Origin of the sequence: Ralstonia sp. 22086, assembly GCF_052045975.1 — a bacterium.
In the GTDB taxonomy this organism is placed as follows: domain Bacteria; phylum Pseudomonadota; class Gammaproteobacteria; order Burkholderiales; family Burkholderiaceae; genus Ralstonia; species Ralstonia wenshanensis.
On sequence record NZ_JBQEPZ010000001.1, the window covers coordinates 1,282,364 to 1,308,185 of the forward strand.

The window sequence follows — 25,822 nt, forward strand, 5'->3', positions numbered from 1 at the left end:
CCCGGTTATTGCAGCGTGGCCCCGCCCCCGCCCAGATACAGACCGAGCAGGCGCGCGAACTGGCCACCGTCGGTGTTGATCGTCGTCTGGTACGTACCGCCCGAGCCGAAGACGATGGCGAAGGTATGGCCGTCGCCGTATTCCTGCGTGTTGCGCAGCATGTAATCGACGCGGTTATCGCGATAGTGCTGGTTGGTGCCACCCGGCGTGCTGGACGCCACACCCAGCGGCGTCTGCCACCAGAGAATCGGCAGCCCATTGCCCAATGCGGTCCGATAGTCCAGGTAGCTGCTTTGCGACTGGTGGAAATTCGGCGTGTTGATGTTGGCCTCGTCCCAGTAGAACGTGCCGCTGCGGCCCGTGCACTCCGACACGGCGGCAACTTCCAGGCATCCGGCGTCACGGTCGCTGGTCTGCGCAACGATGAAGTCGGCTTGGTGCGCGGCCGCAGCACGCATTTCCCCCGCCACCGCAGTCGGCGATCCTGACCAGAACGCGGGCGGGAAGCCGATCAGCGCCTTGGGTGCGATCTGGCGCGCCATCTGCACCAGGCACTGCCCGATGCCGGCGGCTGTGTTGGGCAGGCTGCTGCATTCTGGCTGGCTGTTCACCACCGCGGCCATCTGCGTGGGGTCATGGCTCGGGGCTTGCGCCCACACGTAGCCCCAGAAATCGGGCTCCAGGTTGACCAGCACGGGCGCGTTCAGGGCGGCAATGCGTTGATACATCAATCGCGCCTGGCTCCAGTACGTGTTCATGAACGTCGCATCGGTGATGCCGCTGAGGTTGCCGTCACCGTTCTGCGCCATCTGATAGAAGGTGAACATCGGCGTTGCGCCATAGGCCTGCGCGGCCTGCGCGCTGTACGTGATGTAGGCGCCGTCGGGGCTGTTCCAGTAGGGCCACGAGCCAGGCCCCGCACCCACGAGGTAGACATCGATGATGTCCGGTCGAATGCCCTGGCTTTGCATATCCGAAATCGACTGGCCCGAACCGAGGCCCACGAGCACGCGCGAAGGCTTGCCCAATTTCTGGACGAGGGCGGCGCTGGCCGACTGGGTCGATGTACTGCCGCCGGTGGTTCCACCGCCATTTCCGCCGGTCTGGCCGCCGGTGCTCCCTCCACTGGTGCCACCGCTGGTACCGCCTTGCGCCCCTGTGCCACTGCCCGTGCCGGTCGTGCTGCTGGGCTGTGTGCTATCGGATCCGCCACCACAGCCCGCTAGCGCAAACGCAATCGCTGCGACGGCAATCCATCGTTGAGAAAACACGGTCATCAAAAAATCCTTGAAAGAAAAGGTGCATCTGATTGCTGGGCCCCATCGGGCCCGTGGCAATCAACTCGCCATGAGTGACGCAATCTGGGCAGCGCTGAGCGCGTCGTGATAGATGCGGAGATCATCGACAAGGCCGTCGAACGTCGAAGTGTCGGCGCGAAATTTTCACCATGCTGCCCGTGGGGCAAGCCTCTTCCAACAGCGGTACCCCGGGGTACCTGCTTGTTGCTCACACACCTCCCGACTTTCTTGTTGTCGTCAAACCGCGCGCAAGATTGCACGAACCGTGCCACACCCCCTACGAAAGAGGGGTGATGCGGTTTGGTGCGACATGTGACACGAAGCGTCAGCACATTTCAATGCATTGGCAGATTTGATGAGCTTTTTTGATAAAGCGCCGGGTCGCATGCCGGCCAACATTCGGGCACGGTCTCTTGCGCAAATGGGCGCATCACCGTGACCGCCGCATCGCTTCCGTCCTTGTCCGCCCCGTGTCACCCGGTGATAAATCGCGCAAAATGCTGCGCATCTGCGATGTGGAGGCAAGCCGGTGGGCATCAATTTCGATTTGACGGACTTGCAGGCCTTTCGGGCGGTGGTGGAGTTGGGCAACTTCCGAAAGGCCGCCGAGGCGATCAGCATTTCCCAGCCCGCGTTGAGCCGTCGGATCGACAAGCTCGAGAGCGCGCTGGGTGTGCCCTTGTTCGAACGCACCACGCGCAGCGTCACGCTCACCACCGTCGGGCGCGTGTTTGCCCGCAGTGCTGAACAATTGCTCGACGATCTGGACGTCGCCCTGCTCGGCATCCGCGACGTTTCATCGAGCCGCCTCGGGCACGTGACCATCGCATGCGTGCCGTCGGTGGCCTACTACTTTCTGCCGAACTTGATTGCGACCTACCACCGCCGCTTTCCGCGCATCAGGGTCAAGCTGCTGGATGCAAGCGCGAACGAAGTGCTCGGCGCCGTCATCAGCGGCGAGGCAGATTTTGGCGTGAGCTTCATGGGCAGCCAGGAGCCCGAGATCGAATTCAAGATGCTGCTGCAGGAGCGGTTTGTTGCAGCGTGCCGACGCGATCATCCGCTCGCCCGAAAGAAGCGCGTGACGTGGAACGAGCTTTACACGCACGAATACGTCTCGGTGGACAAGACGTCAGGCAACCGCCTGTTGCTGGACCAGGCGCTGTCAGCGGTGGCGCCGCGAGCGCCCAGCGTGTGCGAGACGCGGCACGTCACCACCATGCTGGGGTTGGTTGAAGCGGGGCTTGGCGTTGCCGCGGTGCCATCGATGGCCATGCCGGGGCGCGACCACCCGATTCTCACGAGCGTGCCGCTGGTGGAGCCGGTGGTGAACCGGCGCGTGGGGATCGTGAAGCGGCGCGGCCGGGCGCTCACACCGGCCGCCGAGGCTTTTCACCGGATGATCATTGAAGCGAAGCGTGGCGGCGTGACAGCAAGCAATGCATAGCCAGCGCCGCTTGACGTGCCACGCGGGCGCGGTGCCTCAATGGGCAAGTACCGAATCGAGACCAGTCGATTTCACATCTGCCTGCACACCGGGCGAAGCAAGATAGTCGAGAAGCGCCTTGGCTTCCTTCGGATGCTGCGCACCAACGGGGATGCCCGCGGCAAAGCGCGTGACCGATTGCAGCGACTCCGGAATCTTGCCGACAAAGGTTGCGCCCTGCACCGGCAGCAACTCGCTCACTTGCTGAAAGCCGATTTCGTAGTCGCCGGTGGCCACCACTGACGCCACCGGAATGCGCGGGATCATCTTCGCCTTCGCCTTGACCTGATCTTCAATGCCGAGCTTCTTGAACAGCTCGCGCTCGATATAGACGCCGCTTGCGCTGTCCGAGTAGGCAATCGACTTGGCATGCAGCAGCACTTGCTTGAGCCCCTCCGGGGAGCTGATGTCGGGCTTGGCCGCGCCTTCGCGCACGACCATGCCGATGCGCGAGTCGGCCAGTTCCACGCGTGAGTCCGGGATGACCTTGCCCTGCTTGATCAGATCGTCGAGCGCGTAGCCGACCATGATGACGGCGTCGGCAGGCTCACCGCGCGCAAGCCGGTTCGGAATGGCTTCGGGCGACTTGCCCATCGAGGGCCCAAGCGCGGTGTTGAGCGTGTTGCCCGTCTGCGATGCAAATTTCGGCCCGAGCACCTTGTAGGCGGCGGTAAAGCCACCGGAGCTCATGACGTGCAGCTCGGCCGCCTGCACGTGGGCCGCAACTGCGGAGGTTGCGACGAGCGCGGCTGCGCACAGTTTCAGAAACAGAGTCTTCATGGTGATGGTCATGCCAGGTCGTACGTGTTTGTGAATATGCGGAACGCGCTCTGCGTCAGTGGGCCGGAGCCAGCGCTACCGCGCGACGGCGATACAGCGTCAACGTCGCCAGGAGCGCGCACACGGCGGCAAAACTCATCCAGTAGCCGGGGGCGGCCTTGTCGCCCGTCATGTGGATGATGGCTGTCGAGATGGCGGGGGTAAAACCGCCAAACACTGCTGTTGCGAGGCTATAGGCCAGGGAGAAACCCGCAACGCGCACCTCCACGGGCATCACTTCCGTGAGCGCAACGACCATCGCGCCGTTGTAGATGCCGTACATGAACGACAGCCACAGCAGCACGAGCAGCATGTTCATGAAGCTCGGCGCGTGCGCGAGGAACGAAAGCGCCGGATAGGCGGTGGCGATGGTCAGCACCGTCATGCTGATGAGCAGCGGGCGGCGGCCGACCCTGTCAGAGAGCACACCCCCAATCGGCAGCCACACGAAATTCGACACCCCCACACACAGCGTGACGAGCAGGCTGTCGGCCGTGCTCAGGTGCAAGACCGTTTTGCCGAACGTGGGCGCATACACGGTAATGAGGTAGAAGCTCGTGGTGGTCATGGCAACCAGCATCATGCCGGCGATGACGACACCCCAGTTTTGCGCCAGCGTGCTGAATACGTCTTTCATGCTCGGGCGATGCTTGCGTGCCTTGAACTCCTGCGTTTCTTCAAGATTACGGCGCAGCACAAAGATGAACGGCACGATCATGCAACCGACGAAGAACGGCACGCGCCATCCCCATGCGGCGATGGCCGGTGCGCTCAGCCATTGGTTGAGCACAAACCCCAGGCCCGCCGCCACGACGATTGCGACCTGCTGGCTGGCCGACTGCCAGCTCGTGAAGAAACCCTTGCGGCCCGGCGTGGCCATCTCGGCCAGATACACCGATACGCCGCCCAACTCGGCACCCGCCGAGAAGCCCTGCAGGAGGCGCCCGAGCAACACGAGCGCAGGCGCCAGGAGGCCGATCGTGGCGTAGCCGGGAACGAACGCGATCAGCACGGTCCCGCTTGCCATGATGGACAGTGTGACGATCAAGCCCTTTCGGCGACCGACATCGTCAATGTACGCACCGAGCACGACGGCGCCCAGCGGCCGCATGAGGAAGCCGGCGCCAAAAACGGCGAAGGTCATCATCAGCGAGGCGAACTCACTCTGGGCTGGGAAGAAGACGTTGGCGATCTGCGTGGCGTAGAAGCCAAACAGGAAGAAGTCGAACTGCTCCAGGAAATTCCCGGCAGTGACGCGGAAGACCGCGGCGGCCTTTGATTGCCCGGTCGAAAGGCTGGACTGGGGGTGCATCGAGGTGTCTCCTGGAAGCCAAAAAAAGAATGCACCGTCGAACGGCGCTTTGTCGTTTTGGCAATATTCACCGGGAGACCGACAAACGAGAAGTGCAATTTTCGGAAGGATTGATGTGCTTTGGTTATCAATCGTTTCTGGCCTGCATCGCCACGTTTTCGCCGCGCAACTCGGGGGCCGCACTGCTGCAAGACGGGCTCAAGCAATTCACTGCGTCGGAACTGCAAAATAAAAAACGCCAACCCGGAATGGGTTGGCGTTTTGCTTGGGGTATGACCGGATCAGTCCATCAATGAATCAGTGGAACTGGTTCATCGTGTTGTCCTTACCCGCAGCCTTCAGCGCTGCTTCGCCGCTGAAGTATTCCTTGTGGTCGTCGCCGATGTCCGAGCCCGACATGTTCTGGTGCTTGACGCAGGCGATGCCTTGGCGGATTTCCTTGCGCTGCACGCCAGCCACGTAACCGAGCATGCCCTGGTCGCCGAAGTATTCCTTGGCCAGGTTGTCGGTCGACAGCGCGGCGGTGTGGTACGTCGGCAGCGTGATCAGGTGGTGGAAGATGCCGGCTTCGCGCGATGCATCAGCCTGGAACGTGCGGATCTTCTCGTCGGCGAGCTTCGCCAGTTCGCTGTCGTCGTACTCGGCGCTCATCAGCTGGCCGCGCTCGTAGGCCGAGACGTCCTTGCCCGCTTCCTTCATGGCGTCATACACCTGCTGACGGAAGTTCAGCGTCCAGTTGAACGACGGGCTGTTGTTGTACACCAGCTTGGCGTTCGGGATGACCTTGCGGATTTCCTTGACCATGCCGCCAATCTGGCCGATGTGCGGTTTTTCGGTTTCGATCCACAGCAGGTCTGCGCCGTTTTGCAGCGAGGTGATGCAATCCAGCACGCAACGTGCTTCGCCGGTGCCGGCACGGAACTGGAACAGGTTGCTCGGCAGGCGCTTCGGACGCAGCAGCTTACCGTCGCGCTTGATGACGACGTCACCGTTGCCCAGCTGGTCGGCCGACAGCTCTTCGCAGTCGAGGAACGCGTTGTATTGGTCGCCCAGGTCGCCCGGCGTGTTCGTCACGGCGATCTGCTTGGTCAGGCCTGCGCCCAGCGAATCGGTACGGGCGACGATGATGCCGTCGTCCACGCCCAGCTCCAGGAACGCGTAACGGATCGCGCGGATCTTGGCCAGGAAGTCTTCGTGCGGCACGGTGACCTTGCCATCCTGGTGGCCGCACTGCTTCTCATCCGACACCTGGTTTTCGATCTGGATGCAGCAGGCGCCCGCTTCGATGAACTGCTTGGCCAGCAGGTACGTGGCTTCTGCGTTGCCGAAGCCGGCGTCGATGTCGGCAATGATGGGCACCACGTGGGTGACGTGGTTGTCGATCTTTTCCTGGATGGCGGCCTTGGCGGCTGCGTCCTTGGCGGCGTCCAGTTCGCGGAACAGGCCACCCAGTTCACGGGCGTCGGCCTGGCGCAGGAACGTGTACAGCTCGCGGATCAGCGCGCTGACAGAAGTCTTCTCGTGCATCGATTGGTCCGGCAGCGGGCCGAACTCCGAGCGCAGTGCGGCGACCATCCAGCCCGACAGGTACAGGTAGCGGCGTTCGGTGCTCTTGAAGTGCTTCTTGATGGAAATCATCTTCTGCTGGCCGATGAAGCCATGCCAGCAACCGAGCGACTGCGTGTACTTGGCCGGATCGGCATCGTAGGCGGCCATGTCGGCGCGCATGATCTTGGCGGTGTACTTGGCGATGTCCAGACCCGTCTTGAACTTGTTCTGGGCACGCATGCGCGCAGCGTACTCGGGGTTGATCGCGTTCCATGCGCTGCCGTAGGTTTCTTTCACACCGGCAACTGCCTTGATGTCGTCTTGATACTGGGCCATGTCAATTTCCTGGAAATAAAGCGCGTTTGAGAAGAATCGGTTGCGTGTGCAGCTACGGAGTTCGAAGCGAGCAGCGTGGATTTATTGTAGGTCGGCTTTGACGCGTCGCAGCAAGGTCTTATATAAGACATAAGACTTAGTTTCTCTTTATTTTTCAAAGAGATAGCAAACAAATTTTGCGATGCGGAACGTGTTTTCAGCAAACGGGACGGCGGTAACGAAGAATTTCGGGGCAAATTCCGCAATATGAAACGGCCTTTCAGGTGCTGAAGTCCGGCAAATTCACCGGTGCAGCACCGAGCGACGCGCGTCAACCTGGAGCGGTGATACCCGCGCAGCCAGTTGCCGGGCGGGCTCGGCGCCCCCACTATGTGCTTGCCGCTCAACGATCGAAGTGGCGCAGGCCAGCGCCCTCATCCGCCCACAGCAAAAGGAAGACTCCATGCTCGCTCCGGACTACGACGTGGTCGTCTTTGGCGCCACCAGCTTTGTCGGCCAGATCCTGACCCGATATCTGGCTGAACATTTCTCGGGCGATGCGGAAACGCTGCGCTGGGCCATTGCCGGACGATCCGAAGCAAAGCTCCTGGAGGTCAAACGTTCACTGGGTGCAGCAGGAGAGTCGGTTCCGATCATCGTGGCGGATGCTGCCAACGAAGCCCAATTGCGCGTCCTATGCGCGCAAACGCGGGTAGTGGTGTCCACGGTGGGCCCTTACGCGCTATACGGCGAGCCGTTGATCAAGGTCTGCGCCGAAAGCGGGACAGACTACTGCGACCTCACCGGCGAGACCCAATGGATCAGGCGCATGATCGACAAATATGAAGCGACGGCGCAGCAATCGGGAGCACGCATCGTGCATTGCTGTGGCTTCGACTCGGTGCCATCGGACATGGGCGTCTACTTCCTGCAGCAACAAGCCATGCGGGAATGGGGTACGCCGGCCACGCAGGTGAAGTTGCGGGTCAAGACACTCAAGGGCGGCGCATCTGGCGGCACGGTGGCCAGCCTGATCAACGTCGTGCAAGAAGCCGCTGCCGACCCCGCTTTGCGCAGGGAACTGGCCGACCCTTACTCCCTATGCCCCAAGGGCCACGGCTTCACTGCACGCCAGCGCTCGGTCCGGGGCGCAGCATTCGATGCCGATTTCGATGTGTGGATTGCGCCCTTCGTCATGGCGGCCATTAACGAGCGCGTGGTGCACCGCTCCAACGCCCTGTCCGGCAACGCCTATGGCAACCCATTCATCTACGACGAAGCGGTGATGACGGGGTCCGGCCTGAGCGGCCGTTTGAGGGCCGTGGCGATGGTCGCCGGCCTGGGCGCATTCATGCTCGGCATTGTCGTCAAGCCCGCCCGCATCGTGATGGAGCGCTTTCTGTTGCCCAAACCCGGCGAAGGCCCCACGCTAGCGGCACAGCTGGCAGGCCGCTACGACCTGCGCCTCTTTGGCCGCACCGATCAAGGAAACACGTTGCGCGTGAAGGTGACCGGGGATCGCGACCCCGGCTATGGCTCGACCGGCAAGATGCTGGGTCAGGCGGCCGCCAGCCTCGCGCTGGACCACGTAAAAGACGGCACCAAGACCGGGCGCCCGGGCGGCTTCTGGACGCCGGCCACGATGTTTGATGAGCGTTTCATCGAGCGCCTGACCCGCCATGCCGGTCTGCGCTTCGAGCGGATATAAGCGCGATAAAACACCCGCTCGACCGAGGCATCAATCGTTCTGCCCGCGCGCAAAGATGTCCCAGCTGGCCATGAAGAGTGCGGCGACCAGCGGCCCGATCACGAAGCCGGTGATGCCGAACAGCTCCATTCCGCCCAGGGTGGAGATCAGCACGACCCAGTCGGGCATCTTGGTGTCCTTGCCGACCAGCAGCGGACGCAGCAAGTTGTCGACCAGGCCGATCACGCCGCCGCAGAACGCAACGAGGATCACGCATTTCCAGATCGCGCCCACCATCAGGAAGTAGACCGCGACCGGAATCCACACGAGGCTCGCGCCAATCGCGGGCAGCAGCGACAGGAATGCCATCAACGCGCCCCACAGCACCACGCCGTCAATGCCGAGGAACCAGAAGATGAGCCCGCCAAGTGCCCCCTGCACCAGCGCAACGGCAATGTTGCCCTTCACGGTGGCGCGCACGACAGTGGTGAACTTGCTCAGCAGCAGGCGCTTGTGCTCTTCATCCATCGGCAGCGCGCGGCGCACGCGGCGGCCGATATCGGCGCCATCGCGCAGCAGGAAGAACACCATGTACAGCATTACGCCAAAGCCGACCACGAACTGGAACGTGTTCTGCCCGATGCTCAGCGCCTGCGTGGCGGCAAACTGACTGATCTGCGCGGCGCCGTCGGCCAGCTTTTTCTGGATGCCTGGAATGTTGGTCAGGCCGGCTTTGGCAAGCAACTGCTGCACCCAGGTTGGCAGCGCATGCACCGCCTCCGAAAGGTACCGGGAATAATTCGGCTGCGCGCTCTGAATCTCCTGATAGGCAACACCGATTTCCTGCACGATGGTCGCCGTCACAAAGATGACGGGCAGGATCACGATCAGGATGATGAGGGCGAGCGTGGTGAGCGCAGCAAGATTGCGCCGCTTGCCCATCCGGGCGACCAGCGCGCGCTGCACGGGCTGGAACAGGATCGCGAGGATGACACCCCAGAACACCGCGCCAAAGAACGGCGAGAGGATCCAGCAGAGCCCGAGCGTGACGACGAACAGCAAGAGGTAGAAAAATTTCTGGTGGTCGTTTCCGCTATCCATGGGTTGCTTTCGCTTGAAGGTGACGTCTAAAAGGCCCGAGCAGGATCCAGGCCAGGCAATGAAATCCGAGTATGCCCGCGCAACCGCGGTTGTCATAGGGGCGGCCGGCGGGGCAGACAGGCTTACGAAGCCCGTCGAAGGCTGGCGCCCACGGTCGAACAACCCCGAAGCCGGCCGGGCTATGGCAACGGGCATTGCCAGCTATAGTCTCCTCACCCATCCAACCGAACGGAGCACAACGTGGTATTCGAAATGGCCCACATCGAGATCCTCGCCGGCAAGCAGCGCGAGTTTGAAGCCGCCGTCCAGCAAGCCCTGCCGCTGTTTGCCCGCGCCAAGGGCTGCCACGGCGCCGAGTTGCACCACATCGTCGAGCGCGACACCAGTTACGTGCTGCTCGTGCGCTGGAACACCGTGGAAGACCATATGGTCGATTTTCGCGAGTCCGACGACTTCCAGGAATGGCGCAAGCTGGTAGGGCCGTTCTTCGCCAAGGCGCCGGAAGTCGTGCACTCGGAGGTGGCAGTCAAGTAATCGGCCCGCCCGAATCCATCGATCCTCCCCCAAGGCACGAGATACGCGGCGTTCTCAGCTTGCACTCATCTCGTGCCTTGCCAGCGTTACGCGCCTGACCGTCCAGCTCCTTTTTCTGCGCTCTGGCCTGAACATCTCGTAAGAATCCTTTTGCATTTGTTTGCAGTCCGCTCCCGCGGCGCGGGTTGAATGGCAGCGTAAAGAAGCCCCCGATGCTGCCGTTAGCCAGAGATGTGCACTGCGTGCGGCAATGAGCGCGGGCACCTGTGCCACCCGTTCGCAACAGCCTCCCGGCTCTGCCCAACCGCCCGCCAAGACGCTCAACCACTCCGTTCATGTCTTCTGAAACGTCGATGGACAGGCGCTTTGGCGCCAGCGTCGCCATCGTCCTCGTTCCGGTGTTGTCGTTATCGTGCTGGCTGCTGGGCTACGCGTGGCTGGCGTACGGCCGCGCCGACAATGCAGCCCGCAGCGTCCAGGCGCTGCGCATGACACTGCTGGCCATGGAGAAGGTTTCAGCCGAACGCGGCCCGACCAACGGCGTGCTGGGCGAAGACTTGCCGGTACTGGCCGAGCGCATCGCGGCCCTGCAACACATGCGCGCCGCCAGCGACAAACACATCGCCGAGTTACTCGACGCGTTGGGTCCGGAACATTGCCCAGGCTGCGAAGCCGACATCAAGGCAGCAGGCCGCGCCCAAACGCACTTGGCCGCGGCCCGCGCCAACATCGACCGGCTGACCGCCCTGCCCTTGCGCTCGCGCAGCAGCAGCGACCTGGCCGACGGCGTGAACCGCATGATCGCGGTGATCCCGGAATTCCTGCCCATCGTCAACGCGCGCACGGCCAACATCACGCGCGGCGATCCTGACGTGCTCAATTGCCTGACGCTGGCGCGGCTGTCGGCCGATTTGCGTGAATACGCGGGCCAGCTCGGTTCGCGCTTTACCGGTGCGCTGGCCATGCACCGCATGCTCACATTTGAAGAGCAGCTTGCCATCGAACGCACACAAGGCCGCATTGACCAGCTGCGCAGCATGATCGAGACCCGCGTGGGCGCGCAGGCGGCATTGAACCAGCACGCCGTCACCACGCTCGGCGCGCAATACTTCGGCGACGGGCTGCGCTACGTGGCCACCGTGCGTGAGAAGGCCAGCCAGCCCGGCGGCGTCGATATCACCCCTGCCGCATTTGCCGAGCGCTACGTGCCCACCATGCGCGCCATCACGGATTTCCGCGACATCGTGCTGGGCCTGGCGGTTGACGACATCCGCGAACATCGGCGCGCGATGCTGCTGGTGCTTATCGGCTCGGCGGCCGCCGTGGTGTCGGTGCTGGGCGCCCTGGCATGGATGACGATCTCGTTCCGCCGCAATGTGGTGGGGCCGTTTGTCAATGCCACGCGGCTGATCGACGGGATTGCGCGCGGCAACTTGAGCGTGCACATCCCGACCGGTTTCGCGCGACGCGAGATCCGCGCGATGTTCGAGGCGATCCGCGTGCTGCGCATCAACAGCATCGAGCGCCGCCGGCTGGAACTGGAGCGCGCGCACCTGATGCGGGAACTTGCGCGCATGGCCGAGACCGACCCGCTCACGCATCTGCTCAACCGCCGCGCCTTTGAAGACCGCGCCAGCGCGATGTGCAAATCGCCGCAGCCGGAAGCGCGGCTCATTGCGCTCATCATGTTCGACATCGACCACTTCAAGCGCATCAACGATACGTACGGCCATGCCGTGGGCGACGAAGCGCTGCGCACGGTTGCAAGCCTGTGCCGCGCCGAGGGCCCGTCCGCCGACATGGTGGCGCGCATCGGCGGCGAAGAATTCGCGGTGATGGTGTGGGCAGATAACCTCGCGCAGGCGCGCGCGGTGGCCGATCACCTCCGCCATCGCATTGCCGAGGTGACGGTGCCCACCGGCACCGATCTGCCGTGCCGCATGACGGCCAGCTTTGGCGTGGCGGCGGCACCTGCGGCCGATGGCCCCGAACTGGAGCCACTGCTGCGGCGTGCAGACCGATTGCTGTATGCCGCCAAACTGGCGGGGCGCAACTGCGTCATGACGGACCGCCCGCCTGCGTCGCCAGACGTGGCGCTCGCGGCGGATTGATGCGCCGGGCGCGCTAGGCCTGATTGGCGCGCCGATACTCCGCGGGCGCCTTACCGACAAGGCGGCGGAAGTCACGCGTGAAGTGGGCCTGGTCAAAGTAACCGAGCCCGTGCGCAAGCTCAGCCAGATCCACGTCCGCGCCGTTGGCAAGCTGGTCAGTCGCTTCATGCAAGCGGTAACGGCGGATCACCCACTTGGGCGTCACGCCAACATACTCCGAGAACAATTGCTGGAGCGTGCGTTCGCTCATGCCGGCGCGCTCGGCAAGGTCGCGCACCTGGGTCAGGCGTGCGTCCTGGTGAAGCGACTGCAAGATGCTGTGGATGCGCTCAACCTGCGGATCGGGCGGCGGCAGCACGCGTAGCAGCAGCCTTTCGGCGGCAGACACCATGCCGGCGTCGTCCCGTGCACCCAGCACAATCTCTTCTGCCTGCGCATCGCCAATGCCGAGCACATCGGAAACCGGCACGGTCTTGTCGGTCAGCAAACGCACCGGCTTGCCGAAGAACGCGCGAAACGCACCTGGCCGAAAGCGCAGGCCGATCACGCGGCCCGTCTCAGCCAATGTGGTTTCAAACGCGCCCGACACCACGCCAAAGACAGCGGTCTGCCGACGGTCGAACACCAGGTTGACGCACGGATACGGCAGCGTGCGCTGCGTATAGGGCGGCTGGCCGCGCAAGTCCCATTCGACAATCCAGTGGTGCTCGAGCACCCCGGCCAACGCAGCACTCGGCTCGTAACGGTTCAGGCGGAAGCGCTGGCGAAATGCCAGCGGATCGACCACACCCTTTGGCTTGGCGGCAACGTCACGTAGATCGGTCATGGAAGCGGCGGGGGGCGAAGACAATGCCGCGATGATGCACCGCCGCAGCGGATTTTTCCAAGACGCAGGCATGCCCCGCGCCTACAGTGACAGTCTTTCCTCACCCGTTTCCATCGCATACGGAGCCGACGATGCCCCAAGACCGCCACCTGATCCTTTACCACTCGCCGCGCAGCCGCTCGCGGGGCATGCGCATGCTGCTCGAAGAACTCGGTGCCGACTACGAGGTACACGCCTTCGACCTGACCACGGGCCAGCACAAGACGCCGGAGTTTCTCGCGATGAACCCGCTAGGCAAGGTGCCGACGCTGCGTCACGGCGATGTGGTCGTCACCGAGCAGGTGGCGGTGTATCTCTATGCGGCAGAACTGTATCCGGAAGCCGGGCTGTCGCCCGCGGTGGGCGACCCGCTGCGCGGCGCATATCTGCGCTGGATGGCATTCTACGGTTCGTGCTTCGAGCCCGCTGTCGTCGACCATTCAATGGGCCGCCCGCCTGCCGCGTATTCGACCTCACCCTATGGCGACTTCGATACGGTCATTGCCGCGATCAACGCCCAGTTGGCCAAAGGGCCCTACTTCCTCGGCGAGCGCTTCACGGCGGCAGACGTGCTCTGGGGCGCCGCACTGGACTGGATCACGATGTTCAAGCTGATGCCTGAAACGCCCGTGGTGCGCGCGTATATCGACCGCATCCTGGCACGGCCCGCGGTCAAGCGCGCCCGGGCCGCAGACCTCGCTCTGGCGGAAGAACAGGACCAGGCCAAAGCGGCCGCCGGCGCAGCCGCTCCCCAGGCCTGAGCCCGGTTCAGTGCGACAGGCGGAACTGCCCCACGGCCTCGTTGAGGTTGTGGGCCTGTTCCTCCAGCGATTCCGCAGCGGCCGCGGCCTGCTCGACCAGAGCCGCGTTCTGCTGCGTCACCTGGTCCATCTGGTTGACGGCCTGGTTGACCTGCTCGATGCCGCTGCTCTGCTCTTCCGACGCTGACGAAATCTCGCCCATGATGTCGGTCACGCGCTTCACCGCATCGACGATCTCCGCCATCGTCACCCCGGCCTGATCAACCAGCGCCGTGCCGTTGCTCACGCGATCCACCGAATCGTGAATCAGCGCCTTGATTTCCTTGGCCGCGCCGGCCGAGCGCTGTGCCAGGCTGCGCACTTCGCTGGCCACCACGGCAAAGCCGCGGCCCTGCTCGCCGGCACGTGCGGCTTCCACCGCGGCATTCAGTGCCAGGATGTTGGTCTGGAACGCAATGCTTTCGATCACGCCGATGATGTCGGCGATCTTCTTGCTGCTCTCGTTGATGCCGCCCATGGTCTGAACAACCTGGCCGACCACGTTGCCGCCGCGCGTGGCCACGTCAGATGCCGTCACGGCAAGCTGGCTGGCTTGACGCGCGTTATCGGCGTTCTGCTTCACGATGCTCGTCAGTTCTTCCATGCTCGATGCGGTTTCTTCCAGCGAGCTGGCCTGCTCTTCCGTGCGCTGTGAGAGATCTGCATTGCCGGCAGCAATTTCTTGCGCGGCCGAGCGCACCGAATCGCTGCCCAGGCGGATCTGCTGCATCACCGCCGTGAGCTTGTCGGCAAACGTATTGAACGAGCGGGCGATCTGCGCGACTTCGTCTTCGCCATCGGACGGCAGACGCTTGGTGAGGTCACCGCTGCCCGAGCCGATGTCGTCCATGGCATCGCGGATCATCGACAGGCGGCGGAACGCACGTGCCGTCATCGCACCGACGATGAGGGCGGCAACGATGGCCACACCCACCAGCGCGCCGATCGACGTCATCACCAGCGAGCGCATGCCGGCAGTGGCATCCGACTTGTCCAGCGCCACCACCAGGCCCCAGTCGGTGCCCTTCACGCCCTGGCGGTAGAGCAGCTTGGACGCGCCATCCACCGTGACTTCCACGGGCTTCTCCGCCTGCGCCAGCGATGCCAGCGTGGCTTCGTTCAGCCCTGCCGACAGATCGGTTGCCGGCTTGAGCGTGAGCTTGTCATTCGGGTGCGCGACGATCTTGCCGGCCGCATTGACCAGGAAGCCGAAGCTGGCCGGCGTCGGGTGAATGGCCTTGACGTTGGCGATCACGCTGTCCATCGCCACGTCACCGCCAATCACGCCCTTGAGCGTGCTGCCTTCCAGGATGGGCACCGCGAAAGTCACGACGAGTTGGCCAGTGCTGGCGCTCACGTACGGCGGCGTCACCACGGGCTTGCCGGCCTCCACCGCCTGCTTGTACCAGGGGCGCGCGGTCGGGTCATACGTGGGCGGAATGCCTTCAGGGTTGGAGAACTTGTACGACTTGTCGGGGTAGCCGACATAGACGTTGATGAAGCCGCCGGCCTTATGCACGGCCTTGAAAACCGGAATCGGATCGGCAGACACTGCCACGTCCTGCAGCGACACCATCATCTGCGTCTTGGACGCTACCCAGTCGTCGATACCGGCAATGTGGCCGCGTGCGACGGACTGCAGGTTCTGGCGGATGGACTCGTCGTTGTACGAACGCGTGACGAGATAGTTGAGGCCGCCAGCGAAGGTCAATGCGCCGACCACGATGGCAACACAAGTCAGCAAAATGCGGGTACGGATGGATGCAAGCACGGTATGGTTTCCTACTACGAGGCCCATGGCAGGGATTCCACCATGTAAGGCATGCGGCACACGACCCTGTCGGCCATGCCGTCGCACAAGAAACGGCCGTCATAAGGAAATCTGAAGTCTGATCTGCGTGACATGACTCTGCTATCACGTTGCCGGAGCAGGCAACGTTCTACAATCGCCCTCCCTACGCTGCCCACGTCGGGCAGGCCCCACTTCAAAAAAAGGAATGCGCATGAAAACCAAAGCCGCTATCGCCTGGAAAGCCGGTGCTCCGCTCACTGTCGAAGAAGTGGACTTGCAAGGACCGCGTGCCGGCGAGGTGCTGGTCGAGATCAAGGCGACGGGCATCTGCCATACCGATTACTACACGCTCTCGGGCGCTGACCCGGAAGGCATCTTCCCGGCGATCCTCGGCCATGAAGGCGCGGGTGTCGTGCTGGAGGTGGGCGCCGGCGTGACGTCGTTGAAAGCGGGCGATCACGTGATTCCGCTTTACACGCCGGAATGCCGCCAGTGCAAGTTCTGCCTCTCGCGCAAGACCAACCTGTGCCAGGCGATTCGCGCCACGCAGGGCAAGGGCCTGATGCCGGACGGCACGTCGCGCTTCTCGCTCGATGGCAAGCCGCTGTTCCACTATATGGGTACGTCAACGTTTGCGAATCACATCGTCGTGCCGGAAATTGCGCTGGCAAAAATCCGCCCCGACGCCCCGTTCGACAAGGTCTGCTACATCGGCTGCGGCGTGACCACGGGCGTGGGCGCGGTGGTGTACACGGCCAAGGTGGAACCCGGCGCCAACGTGGTGGTGTTCGGCTTGGGCGGCATCGGGCTGAACGTGATCCAGGGCGCGAAGATGGTCGGCGCCGACAAGATCATCGGCGTGGACCTGAACCCCGCACGCGAGGCGATGGCACGCAAATTTGGCATGACGCACTTCATCAACCCAGACGATGTGGAGAACGTAGTGGACCACATCATCCAGCTGACTGATGGCGGCGCGGATTACTCGTTCGAGTGCATCGGCAACACGAAGGTCATGCGTCAGGCGCTGGAGTGCTGCCACAAGGGCTGGGGCCAGTCGATCATCATCGGCGTGGCCGAGGCCGGCGCGGAGATCAGCACGCGCCCGTTCCAGCTCGTCACCGGCCGCGAATGGAAAGGCTCGGCCTTCGGCGGCGCACGTGGCCGCACCGACGTGCCGAAGATCGTCGACTGGTACATGGAAGGCAAGCTCAACATCGACGATCTCATTACGCACAGGCTGCCCCTGGAGCGCATCAACGAAGGCTTCGAGCTGATGAAGCGCGGCGAGTCGATCCGTTCGGTCGTGCTGTATTGAACCTTGAGGATGGAGCCACGCGATGACGATCCCGGTACCGGAACTTCAACTACTTTCGGAGCACGCCTGCTTTGGCGGCGTGCAGCGCTTCTATCGGCATACCTCGACGGCAATCGGGCTGCCGATGCGCTTCTCCGTCTTCCTGCCGCCACAGGCGTTGGCAGGCACGCGGTGCCCCACCGTGTTTTATCTGGCCGGCCTGACGGCTACGGAGGAGACGTTCGCCATCAAGGCCGGCGCGCAGCGCGTGGCGGCACGTGAAGGCCTCATCCTCATCGCGCCTGACACCAGCCCGCGCGACGCGAACATCCCCGGCGAAACCGATAGCTGGGATTTCGGCATCGCCGCCGGCTTCTACCTCGACGCCACGCAGGCACCGTGGCGCCAGCACTACCGCATGGAAAGCTACATTGCCGACGAGCTGCACCACATCGCGCGCGTGGCCTTTCCGGTGGCACCGGGACGCATCGGCATCTTTGGGCATTCGATGGGCGGCCACGGCGCGTTGACGCTGGCCTTGCGCCACCGGGAGCGCTTCGCTTCCGTCTCTGCGTTTGCGCCCATCGCGCATCCGTCTGTGTGCCCGTGGGGCATCAAGGCGTTCACCGGATATCTCGGGGACGATCGCGCCGCCTGGGCAGCCCACGACGCCACCCAGTTGATGCGGCAGGCATCGTGCCCGTTCCCCGGCGGCATCCTGATCGATCAGGGCGAGGCCGACAAATTTCTCGCCGAGCAGTTGTACCCCGATGACTTTGCCGCGGCGTGCGCCGCAGCCGGGCAACCGCTGCAACTGCGCCGCCACTCGGGATACGATCACGGCTACTACTTCATCGAGAGCTTCATCGAAGACCACCTGCTGCATCACGCAGCACAACTGCGCTAGCCGCAGGTAAGCGCGCGGCTGGGCTAGCGGCTGCCACCACCGGCACTGCCGCCCGCCGCCCCGCCGGCGCCTCCGGTACCCGCACCGCCACTGCCGCCGCCCGGGCCAGCAGCCCCACCGCCACTACCGCCGCCGGGCGCGCCCATCGACCCGCCGTTATCTGGGGCGCCTACGCCCATTCCACCCGAACCGCCACCGGTCGCGCTGCCGGTCGCATCATTGGCACTACCGCCGTAACCGCCGCTCGAGCGCGAGCGCATATTGCTGGAGTGCCCTTGCTTACCGGTGGCGTTGCGGTTGCGGGTGGCGTCCCGGCCGCTGTTGGCGGAATTGCTGTCGGCGGCGGCACCCCCCGTGCCCGTCGCAGTTGCGCCGGTGCTGGTGCTACCCGCTGGAGACATGCTGCTGCCGCCAGCCGTGCTATTGGATTGGGTTGCCCCCGTCTGGGCATACGCCGCGGCGGTACCGCCCGCCAGCGCCAGTGCGACGATTAAAGAAGAGGCACGGAGATACGTCATGAATTGCTCCTTTGAGGTTGAGAACGTGCCCCTTCGACGGCAGCAAGGCCCGTTCCGCCGTCACGCCATGTCATGTCGATCGTGCGGATTGGCGGGATATTTGCTTGTGACCGTGCGTCAAAATGCGGAGGTCCGCACTCAGCTATACATTCAATCGTGTATGTATAATCGCCTGCCCGGCTGTCCGTGCTCCGGTGCTTGCATCTGCAACGCCGCCACCGCGCCTTCAGCCCGACGATGGAGCTGTTAACGTGAAATTCCCCTTCCCGCTGCCGCAGTCCTGGCGCGCAGCGGGCGACGCCCCCAACGCCAAGGCCGCCCCGGTCGCACAGCCGCTGCCCGGCGATCCCGATGCCTGGATCGCGTGCGAGCACTGCGACACCCTGCATCGCCACGAGGTCATTGCGCTGGATGAAGAGGCACATTGCACACGCTGCGGCGTCAAGCTGTACCGCAACCAGAGCGAGCGGCTCTCGGTACTGCTGCCGCTGGTGTTGACGGGCCTGATCGTCTACATCGTCGCCAACATCTTTCCGATTGCCGAGATGAACGGTGGCGGCAACCGGCACGCCACCACGCTGTGGGGCGCCATCGTGGCGCTGTACGACTACGACATGCTGTTCGCCGCCGTGCTGGTGGCGCTCACCACGGTGTTCTTCCCGCTGATGTACATGTCGGTGCTTGCCCCACTGCTCATTGCACGATGGCGTGGGCGCCAGCATCCGGCCGCAGCGCTGGTGCTGCGCGCGGCAGCGCTGATCCGCCCGTGGGCGATGGTCGAGATCTTCATGCTGGGCGTGGTGGTGGCGCTCATCAAAGTCGCGCGCATGGTGTCGCTGGAAGCCGATGCGGGCTTGTGGGCGTTTGCCGCGCTCACCGTGTTCCTGACGGTGGCGTTGTCGATCGACCTGCGACCGTTCTGGCGCGAGATCGGCCTCACGCTGCCGCCGGGCTCACACGTCGATGCGCCCACCGGCGCGGATGCCGCGGCCCGCCCCGGCGAGGACCGCCCATGAGCAGCGCCACGACGTCTGCCTCCGCACAGCCGGCGCAACAAGCCCGCCCGCTGCGCGCCGCCGCACATGGCCTGGCGACATGCGAGCACTGCGGCCTGCTGGCGCGCATGCCCGAATCGGAGGCCGCCACGCAAGCGGTGCTTACCCACGAAGATGCACCCGACGAGACCGCCGCGGCGCCGGTCTGCCCGCGCTGCATGTCGCCCCTGCACGTGCGCAAGCCCGACAGCCTGGCGCGCTGCTGGGCGCTGCTGATTGCGGCGGCCGCCATGTACCTGCCGGCCAACCTGCTGCCCGTGATGATTACCGACACCCTGCTCGGCACGCAGCAGGACACCATCATGAGCGGCATCGTCTATCTATGGACGTCGGGTTCGTGGCACCTGGCCATCATCGTGTTCATTGCAAGCTTCCTGGTGCCGCTGGCCAAGCTCGGGATCCTGGCGGTGCTTTGCCTGTCGGTGCAGCAGCGCTGGCGCTGGAACCCGCGACTGCGCACGCGCCTGTATGCGCTGGTCGAGATCATCGGCCGGTGGTCGATGCTCGATGTGTTTGTGGTGACACTGCTGGCGGGACTCGTACATCTGTCGACGCTGGCCATCATCAAGCCCGGCCCTGGTGTCGGCCCGTTTGCCGCCGTGGTGGTGCTGACCATGTTCGCCGCCCGCTGTTTTGATCCCCGCCTGATCTGGGACGTCATCGACGAGCCCGATCCTGAAGAGACCGATGTATGACCGACCCCGTCGATAACGAAAACATTCCCGGGCCGCGCCGCACGAAGCGCAAGCGCTGGCTGCCCTCGCTGATCTGGCTGGTGCCGATCGTGGCGCTGTTGGTGGGCGCCACGCTCATGGCGCGCGTGATCCTGGCGCGCGGCGCGCAGGTGACCGTCACCTTCAGCTCGGCAGAGGGCATCGAAGCCGGCAAGACCCGCGTGAAATACAAGAGCGTCGATATCGGCGTGGTCAAGGCGGTGGGCCTCACGGAGGACCGGTCTGGCGCCGTGGTACTGATCGAACTGACGCATGATGGCAAGGCGTTTGCCGCATCGGACACACGCTTCTGGGTGGTGCGCCCGCGCGTGGCGGCCGGCAGCATTTCCGGCCTCGGCACACTGCTCTCCGGCGCGTACATCGGCGTGGACGGGGGCCGCTCGCAGGAGAAGAAATCCACCTTCAAGGGCCTCGACACGCCGCCGGCCATTTCCGCGGATGCGCCCGGCAAACAGTTCACGCTGCATGCGCCCGACCTGGGCTCGCTCGATATCGGCGCGCCGGTGTACTTCCGCCGCGTGCGTGTGGGCCAGGTCACGGCCTATGACATCGACACCGACGGCAAGGGCGTGACGTTGCACATCTTCGTCAACGCGCCGTTCGACAAGTTTGTGGCACGCGGCACGCGTTTCTGGAACGCCAGCGGCATCGACCTCAAGCTCGACGCCAGCGGCCTGAAGGTCGATACGCAATCGCTGCTGACCGTGGCGCTGGGCGGCATCGCTTTCCAGACGCCTGAAGAAGCCGATCACGCGCCCGCTGCCTCCGACGCCGAGTTCCCGCTCGTGCGCAACGAGACCATGGCACTGAAGGACCCCGAACACCTGTCGCAGACCGTGGTGATGTACTTCCACCGCTCGCTGCGCGGCCTCAACGTGGGGGCACCGGTGGAATTCAAGGGCATCAACGTGGGCGAGATCAAATCGATCGGCATCCACTATAGCAAGAAGCGCCACGAGTTCGTGCTGCCCGTGACGGCCACGCTGTATCCCACGCGCTTCGGCATGGACATCCGCGACGACAATCCGCAGCACGCCGCCGAGGACGTCCGCACGCAGTTCGACGTGCTGGTGAAGAACGGCATGCGCGCGCAGTTGAAGAGCGCGAGCCTGCTGACGGGCCAGCAGTTCGTGAACCTCGACTTCATCGACTCGGCCGATCGCGACAAGACACCGCCGCGTTTCGGCATGCGTGAGCGCGACGGCGCCTATGTGTTCCCGACCGCCGACAACCCGACCGACGACATCGAAGAACAGATTGCCGGCATCGCTAAAAAGCTCAACAAAGTGCCGTTCGAGCAGATCGGGCAGGACGTGCACCGCACGCTGACGACGCTCGACGCCACGCTCAAGCAAACCGAGCAACTGGCCAAGACCGTCAACAGCGATCTCGCCCCGCAGATGAAGGAAACGCTGGCCGAGGCGCGCCGCACGCTGGATTCTGCGCGTCAGGTCTTCTCCGACGATGCCCCGCTGCAACGCAATGCGCGCGACACGCTGGAACAGGTGGCCAAGGCCGCCGCGTCCGTGCGCGTGCTGACCGACTATCTGGACCGCCACCCGGAAGCGCTGATCCGCGGCAAGGCAAAGGACGCGCAATGATGCCGATGCAAACGACGATGCTGTCTTCTTCCCTTCGCCTGGCCAGCGCCGCCGCCGTGGCGTTGCTGGTTGGGGCGTGCGCTTCGCCCGAGCCGACGTTGCATACGCTGTCGGTGCGCCCCGAAGCCTCGGGCACCGGCCGTTTCCAGCGCGCCTTCCGCCTCTCGGGCGTGCGGGTGCCCGATCGGCTGGACAAGCCGCAGATCGTGCTGCGTACGTCCGACAGCGAAGTGGTGGCGCTTGAGCAGCAGCGCTGGGCCGCGCCGTTCGGTTCGGAACTGCGCGATGCGCTGTCTGCGGACCTGGCGACAACGCTGTCTGCGGTGGACGTGGGAGGCGCTGCTGCACCGGCGGGCGTGCCCCTCTACCGCATCGGCGCTGAAATGCGCAGCTATGACGCGCGGCCCGGACAAGGCGTGACGGCGCTGGTGACCTGGCGCGTATCACGCGATGCGGCCACCCAAGGCGCGAGCACCGCCGCCCTGACCTGCCAGACGACGCTTGCGCTGCCCGTGAATGGGCAACCTGCAGGTGCGGATGCGAATGCGGGCGTAGATGCGGTGGTGTCATCCACGCAACGGCTCGTGCAGCAGTGGTCGCAACAGATTGCGCAGAGCGTGCAGGGTCTGGAAACACCTTCCGCTGTGCCGGCGTGGTGCCGGTAAGGCGATACGTCAGCGCTCGGCCAGTTCCTGCGTGAGCCGGCCGAGCGTGGCAAGCGCAGCTTCAAGGTTGGCCGAAGGCGCCAGCCCGAAGCAGATGCGGAAAAAATGATCGAAGCGGTTCAGGTTCGAGAACATCGTCCCCGGCGCAATGCGGATTCCCTGTGCCAGCGCCGCATCGAACAGTTCCATCGACGACACGTTCGCAGGCAACTCCACCCACATCGCCAATCCGCCTGACGGGACCGACAACCGCGTGCCGGCGGGAAAGCATCCCGCAATCGACTCGGCCATGCGCTCGCGCTGCTCACGCAACGTCTGGCGCAGCGTGCGCAGGTGACGGTCGTACGCGCCCGAGGCGATAAAGCGCCCCGCCAGCACCTGCGACCACGAATCGTTCGGCCGCGACTGCGCAAACTTCAGCATCTGCACGCGCCCCTGCCAGCGGCCGGCCGCCATCCAGCCCAGGCGCAGCCCGGGTGCGAGCACCTTGCTCAACGACGCGCAATAGATGACGTTGCCCGTGCGGTCCCACGCCTTGAGGGCCTTCAGCGGCGTGGGGCTGTCGCCTAGCGCGCTGTAGGTATCGTCTTCAATGAGCGCGATGCGGTTGGCGTCGCAAAAGGCGGCCATCCGGCGCTTGGCCGCGTCCGGCATGATGCTGCCGAGCGGGTTCTGCAGGTTGGGCACCACCACCACGGCGCGGATGTTGCCGTAGGCCTGCACGGCCATCTCGAGCGCTTCAAGCGACATGCCGGTGCGTGGGCTGGTAGGAATTTCCACCGCGCGCATGCCCAGGCTTTCCAGCACCTGCAGCAGCCCGTAGTAAGTCGGCGATTCCACGGCCACCGTATCGCCCGGCTGGGCCACCGCGCGCAATGCCAGGTTCACCGCCTCGATACAGCCGTGGGTGACGATCACGTCGTCCGGCGCGACCTGCACGCCCATGTCGAGCGCCCGGCGCGCCACGGCGGTCTGTAATTCGGGATGACCGTTCGGGATGACGGCCTGCGTCAGCAGCAACGGATACCGCCGCAGCACCTGGGACGCAATCCGATTGAGCGCTGCCGCCGGGTACAGCGCAGCCGCTCCACTTGCGCCGGAGAGGTCGACGTGCACAGCAGCCTGCTGCCCGCGCGCCACGATGGCCGACACGCGCGCATGCACACCCACGTAGGCCGCAGGATCCGGCGTCGAAACTTCGGGCTCCTTGACGGGGGCCAGCAAGGCGCGGCGCGGCTGGCGCACGAAGTAGCCGGAGCGCTCGCGCGCTTCCAGCCAGCCTTCCGTCTCCAGATGCCGGCACACCTGCAGCGCGGTCGACAGACTCACCGCGTGCGTGCGCATCAGCATGCGCACCGACGGCATGCGCTCGCCCGGCGCCAACACCCCGCTGCGGATCGCACCAAGGTAATGATCGGCAAGTGTCCGGTACAGCGGCTGCGCGGGCGGGGAAGTCAACTCGGTGACGGACATGGCGGCGAGGGGCGGCGAGCGGACGGCGACAGGCGGCAAGGAGAGGGATCCGACACATCATGCCGGCACGGCCGCCACCGCAACAGATACAGACAACGTCAAACTGTACCGCAACAGATTGTCACAGGGGCACGCCTGTTGCCCCGCACATTGCCGGTTTCTGTGTCTGTTGAGCTTTGGGTCGCGTCCCTACGCTTGAGCCATGTTCAGGAGATCGACATGACTGCAACGGCACCCGCTTCCGAACCCGAATGGCTGGCGCTTTGCCCCGGAGAAGCGGGCCTGCGCTGGCTACCCGCTGGAACCGTGCTTGTGGCATTGGAAGGCTGCTTGCACCTGGAGCCACCATCACGCTCGATTGCAGCAGCGCGGTACACGCTCGGCGCCGGCCACGCGCACGTTGTGGAAACGTCCGGGTGGTGGCACCTGCATGCCGACAGCCGCATCGGCGCGCACGTGCGCATCGTCGCCGCTACCGCCCGCACACAGCGCCCGGCCTGGTCTGCAATGTGGCGTTGGTTGGCTAACGTGGTTCAGCCGCGCCGGACGTCGCGCGGCTGAAATGACGAGGTGAGCTGTTACCGCCGCCCGTCTGGCTTGGCCGGCGAGGCGCCGGGGCGTTTCCCGTCGTCCGAATGGATCGACGCGTTCTCGAAGTCGCCCGGATCTTCTTCGCCTACGCCGCTTTCACTTGGGATGGCCGGCACGACGGGCCTGGCGGCGTCACCCGAAGGCGCCTTGGCTTTGTCATCGCCATGAGGCTTCTTGGTGGCGCTCATGGCTGCTTCCGACTGTTCTGGTGCTGCCCCAGACGTTGCTGATTCTGCGGCAATTGCCCTTCTTGCGCGGCGGCACGGCCATCCTCGGCGGGCGCCTGCATCGGACGTTTTGCCGATGGGTCTGTGCCGTGCTGCATAGAAGTGCGCTCGGCGCGGTCGGAATCAGCGCGGTCCTTGGCGGCACCCCGTCCTTGCTGTGCCTGATCGCCGCGCTCGCCCTTCTTGCTCTCGCTCTTGCGTTCCCCCGCATTTTCCGCCGCGTGGGCAGCGGGCTTGTGCGGTTGCTGTGCGTGTTGCTTCATCGTCAGCCTCCTGGTTCGGTTCACGGACGAATCGCCCGTACCCAACCGCGTCGCAACCAGCGTGCCGCCGTAACAGTGCGAGATGTACGCGTGCAGCGCCCCTGCCCCGGGTATCCACCTTGCTGCGCTCACTGTGTCGCGCATTGGCGCACAAGCACGCATGGAGAAACCACATGGCAACCAGCAACCTGTATCGCACCGGCGAAGCACCTGCACAGACCGGCAAAGGTCACGGAACCGACGCACTCGGCCCCTCCGACAGTTCGGACTCGGGCAGCGACGTGGTGGGCGGCCCGGGCCTGGGCAGCGACGTTGAAGATCGCTTTGACGAGGATCCCGCCGTGCACCCGCACGGCAATGCAGCCAACCGCACGGCCGGCGCGGACCTGGGGGACGTCAACCTCGACAGCGACACAGACTCCACCGGCACCGGCGAGCGCCGCGCCGCCGGGCATGAGCCCGTCATACGCGAAGGCGGCGACCTGATGCCCGACGCCATACACGACATCCATCACCCCGACGTCGACACACCGATCGACGACGAGAACTTCGAGCACGCCACGGGCCTGGCCGGTGAAAACGACGATGCCGATGCACCGGACGCCGTCGACCTGGACGAAGCGCCGATCGACCCGCAGCCGGGCAGCCGGGATGTGCCGGTGCACTCGCCCACCGAGGGCGGAACCGATTGGTCCGACAACATGCGCCGAAGCCGCCCGACGTACAAAGGCAAGCGCGTGCCCGGCCAGCATCGTGGCTGAGCCGTATCGGACGGAACGGGGACCGCGCCTGCACGTGGGCGCGGTCCGGTCTAGACTGGCGG

At 64.5% G+C, this 25,822-nt stretch carries 25 protein-coding genes; 14 read left to right on the forward strand and 11 right to left on the reverse strand.

The window, feature by feature from the left end; all coding sequences use genetic code 11:
* Positions 1–5 precede the first annotated feature (5 nt).
* Positions 6–1,277: a hypothetical protein gene (locus tag ACTJK6_RS06025; protein WP_440838535.1), complete on the reverse strand. Its 1,272-nt coding sequence runs from the start codon at positions 1,275–1,277 to the stop codon at positions 6–8.
* Between the two features lie 550 nt (positions 1,278–1,827).
* Between ACTJK6_RS06025 and ACTJK6_RS06030 the strand changes: the two genes are divergently transcribed.
* Positions 1,828–2,745 carry a LysR family transcriptional regulator gene (locus ACTJK6_RS06030; protein ID WP_232042110.1) on the forward strand — a complete coding sequence of 306 codons (918 nt, stop codon included), beginning with the start codon at positions 1,828–1,830 and terminating at the stop codon, positions 2,743–2,745.
* A 36-nt stretch (positions 2,746–2,781) separates the two neighbouring features.
* Here the strand turns inward: ACTJK6_RS06030 and ACTJK6_RS06035 are convergent, their stop codons facing one another.
* Together ACTJK6_RS06035 and ACTJK6_RS06040 are read right to left on the reverse strand one after the other, a co-directional pair.
* Complete coding sequence (locus tag ACTJK6_RS06035; protein WP_232042109.1) at positions 2,782–3,564, reverse strand: substrate-binding domain-containing protein; 783 nt, start codon at positions 3,562–3,564, stop codon at positions 2,782–2,784.
* A gap of 55 nt (positions 3,565–3,619) precedes the next feature.
* Positions 3,620–4,915 (reverse strand): MFS transporter, encoded by a 1,296-nt coding sequence (locus tag ACTJK6_RS06040; RefSeq protein ID WP_440838536.1) that lies wholly within the window; start codon positions 4,913–4,915, stop codon positions 3,620–3,622.
* Positions 4,916–4,944: 29 nt separating this feature from the next.
* Between ACTJK6_RS06040 and ACTJK6_RS06045 the strand changes: the two genes are divergently transcribed.
* Complete coding sequence (locus ACTJK6_RS06045; RefSeq protein WP_440838537.1) at positions 4,945–5,211, forward strand: hypothetical protein; 267 nt, start codon at positions 4,945–4,947, stop codon at positions 5,209–5,211.
* Position 5,212: 1 nt separating this feature from the next.
* Here ACTJK6_RS06045 and ACTJK6_RS06050 read toward each other — a convergent pair whose 3' ends face one another.
* Positions 5,213–6,799: an isocitrate lyase gene (locus ACTJK6_RS06050; RefSeq protein WP_232042107.1), complete on the reverse strand. Its 1,587-nt coding sequence runs from the start codon at positions 6,797–6,799 to the stop codon at positions 5,213–5,215.
* A 442-nt stretch (positions 6,800–7,241) separates the two neighbouring features.
* Here ACTJK6_RS06050 and ACTJK6_RS06055 point away from each other — a divergent pair, with 442 nt between their 5' ends.
* The gene (locus tag ACTJK6_RS06055; RefSeq protein ID WP_440838538.1) at positions 7,242–8,486 is read left to right on the forward strand and encodes a saccharopine dehydrogenase family protein; all 1,245 of its coding nucleotides are present in this window, start codon (positions 7,242–7,244) and stop codon (positions 8,484–8,486) included.
* Positions 8,487–8,516: 30 nt separating this feature from the next.
* Here ACTJK6_RS06055 and ACTJK6_RS06060 read toward each other — a convergent pair whose 3' ends face one another.
* Positions 8,517–9,566, reverse strand: a complete 1,050-nt coding sequence (locus ACTJK6_RS06060) for an AI-2E family transporter (RefSeq protein ID WP_232042105.1) — start codon at positions 9,564–9,566, stop codon at positions 8,517–8,519.
* 252 nt (positions 9,567–9,818) lie between these two features.
* On the opposite strand from ACTJK6_RS06060, the gene ACTJK6_RS06065 reads away from it, so the two are divergent.
* Together ACTJK6_RS06065 and ACTJK6_RS06070 are read left to right on the forward strand one after the other, a co-directional pair.
* Positions 9,819–10,100, forward strand: a complete 282-nt coding sequence (locus ACTJK6_RS06065) for an antibiotic biosynthesis monooxygenase family protein (protein WP_004629803.1) — start codon at positions 9,819–9,821, stop codon at positions 10,098–10,100.
* A gap of 353 nt (positions 10,101–10,453) precedes the next feature.
* Entirely contained in the window at positions 10,454–12,211 is a 1,758-nt protein-coding gene (locus tag ACTJK6_RS06070; protein ID WP_440838791.1) for a GGDEF domain-containing protein, read from the forward strand.
* A gap of 13 nt (positions 12,212–12,224) precedes the next feature.
* Here the strand turns inward: ACTJK6_RS06070 and ACTJK6_RS06075 are convergent, their stop codons facing one another.
* On the reverse strand, positions 12,225–13,037 hold the full coding sequence (locus ACTJK6_RS06075; protein ID WP_440838539.1) for a DUF6597 domain-containing transcriptional factor: 813 nt from the start codon (positions 13,035–13,037) through the stop codon (positions 12,225–12,227).
* A 131-nt stretch (positions 13,038–13,168) separates the two neighbouring features.
* Between ACTJK6_RS06075 and ACTJK6_RS06080 the strand changes: the two genes are divergently transcribed.
* Positions 13,169–13,837, forward strand: a complete 669-nt coding sequence (locus tag ACTJK6_RS06080; protein ID WP_260802970.1) for a glutathione S-transferase family protein — start codon at positions 13,169–13,171, stop codon at positions 13,835–13,837.
* Positions 13,838–13,844: 7 nt separating this feature from the next.
* On the opposite strand, the gene ACTJK6_RS06085 is transcribed toward ACTJK6_RS06080, so the two are convergent.
* A complete protein-coding gene (locus ACTJK6_RS06085) occupies positions 13,845–15,647 on the reverse strand; it encodes a methyl-accepting chemotaxis protein (protein WP_232042101.1) in 1,803 nt (600 codons plus the stop codon).
* Between the two features lie 232 nt (positions 15,648–15,879).
* Between ACTJK6_RS06085 and ACTJK6_RS06090 the strand changes: the two genes are divergently transcribed.
* Together ACTJK6_RS06090 and fghA are read left to right on the forward strand one after the other, a co-directional pair.
* Positions 15,880–16,986 carry an S-(hydroxymethyl)glutathione dehydrogenase/class III alcohol dehydrogenase gene (locus ACTJK6_RS06090; protein ID WP_316868412.1) on the forward strand — a complete coding sequence of 369 codons (1,107 nt, stop codon included), beginning with the start codon at positions 15,880–15,882 and terminating at the stop codon, positions 16,984–16,986.
* Between the two features lie 22 nt (positions 16,987–17,008).
* Positions 17,009–17,872 (forward strand): S-formylglutathione hydrolase, encoded by an 864-nt coding sequence (gene fghA / locus ACTJK6_RS06095; RefSeq protein WP_440838540.1) that lies wholly within the window; start codon positions 17,009–17,011, stop codon positions 17,870–17,872.
* Positions 17,873–17,895: 23 nt separating this feature from the next.
* Here the strand turns inward: fghA and ACTJK6_RS06100 are convergent, their stop codons facing one another.
* Positions 17,896–18,390 carry a hypothetical protein gene (locus tag ACTJK6_RS06100; RefSeq protein WP_440838541.1) on the reverse strand — a complete coding sequence of 165 codons (495 nt, stop codon included), beginning with the start codon at positions 18,388–18,390 and terminating at the stop codon, positions 17,896–17,898.
* Positions 18,391–18,584: 194 nt separating this feature from the next.
* Between ACTJK6_RS06100 and ACTJK6_RS06105 the strand changes: the two genes are divergently transcribed.
* From ACTJK6_RS06105 to ACTJK6_RS06120, 4 genes are read left to right on the forward strand one after another with little or no spacing between them, the layout of a single operon-like run.
* Positions 18,585–19,406, forward strand: coding sequence for a paraquat-inducible protein A (locus ACTJK6_RS06105; protein WP_394372361.1), 822 nt, complete (start codon positions 18,585–18,587; stop codon positions 19,404–19,406).
* Positions 19,403–20,140, forward strand: a complete 738-nt coding sequence (locus tag ACTJK6_RS06110) for a paraquat-inducible protein A (protein ID WP_322017671.1) — start codon at positions 19,403–19,405, stop codon at positions 20,138–20,140. Before ACTJK6_RS06105 ends, ACTJK6_RS06110 begins: the two co-directional genes overlap by 4 nt.
* Entirely contained in the window at positions 20,137–21,780 is a 1,644-nt protein-coding gene (locus ACTJK6_RS06115; protein WP_232042096.1) for a PqiB family protein, read from the forward strand. The genes ACTJK6_RS06110 and ACTJK6_RS06115 overlap by 4 nt, the downstream gene beginning before the upstream one ends.
* Positions 21,777–22,445 (forward strand): PqiC family protein, encoded by a 669-nt coding sequence (locus tag ACTJK6_RS06120; protein ID WP_260802978.1) that lies wholly within the window; start codon positions 21,777–21,779, stop codon positions 22,443–22,445. The genes ACTJK6_RS06115 and ACTJK6_RS06120 overlap by 4 nt, the downstream gene beginning before the upstream one ends.
* 9 nt (positions 22,446–22,454) lie before the next feature.
* On the opposite strand, the gene ACTJK6_RS06125 is transcribed toward ACTJK6_RS06120, so the two are convergent.
* Positions 22,455–23,918 carry an aminotransferase-like domain-containing protein gene (locus ACTJK6_RS06125; protein ID WP_232042973.1) on the reverse strand — a complete coding sequence of 488 codons (1,464 nt, stop codon included), beginning with the start codon at positions 23,916–23,918 and terminating at the stop codon, positions 22,455–22,457.
* 219 nt (positions 23,919–24,137) lie between these two features.
* Between ACTJK6_RS06125 and ACTJK6_RS06130 the strand changes: the two genes are divergently transcribed.
* On the forward strand, positions 24,138–24,479 hold the full coding sequence (locus ACTJK6_RS06130) for a hypothetical protein (RefSeq protein ID WP_322017673.1): 342 nt from the start codon (positions 24,138–24,140) through the stop codon (positions 24,477–24,479).
* A 17-nt stretch (positions 24,480–24,496) separates the two neighbouring features.
* Here the strand turns inward: ACTJK6_RS06130 and ACTJK6_RS06135 are convergent, their stop codons facing one another.
* The gene (locus ACTJK6_RS06135) at positions 24,497–24,697 is read right to left on the reverse strand and encodes a hypothetical protein (RefSeq protein ID WP_232042093.1); all 201 of its coding nucleotides are present in this window, start codon (positions 24,695–24,697) and stop codon (positions 24,497–24,499) included.
* On the reverse strand, positions 24,694–24,999 hold the full coding sequence (locus ACTJK6_RS06140) for a hypothetical protein (RefSeq protein ID WP_232042092.1): 306 nt from the start codon (positions 24,997–24,999) through the stop codon (positions 24,694–24,696). Before ACTJK6_RS06140 ends, ACTJK6_RS06135 begins: the two co-directional genes overlap by 4 nt.
* A 173-nt stretch (positions 25,000–25,172) precedes the next feature.
* On the opposite strand from ACTJK6_RS06140, the gene ACTJK6_RS06145 reads away from it, so the two are divergent.
* Positions 25,173–25,760, forward strand: a complete 588-nt coding sequence (locus ACTJK6_RS06145) for a hypothetical protein (RefSeq protein ID WP_260802982.1) — start codon at positions 25,173–25,175, stop codon at positions 25,758–25,760.
* Positions 25,761–25,822: the final 62 nt, after the last annotated feature.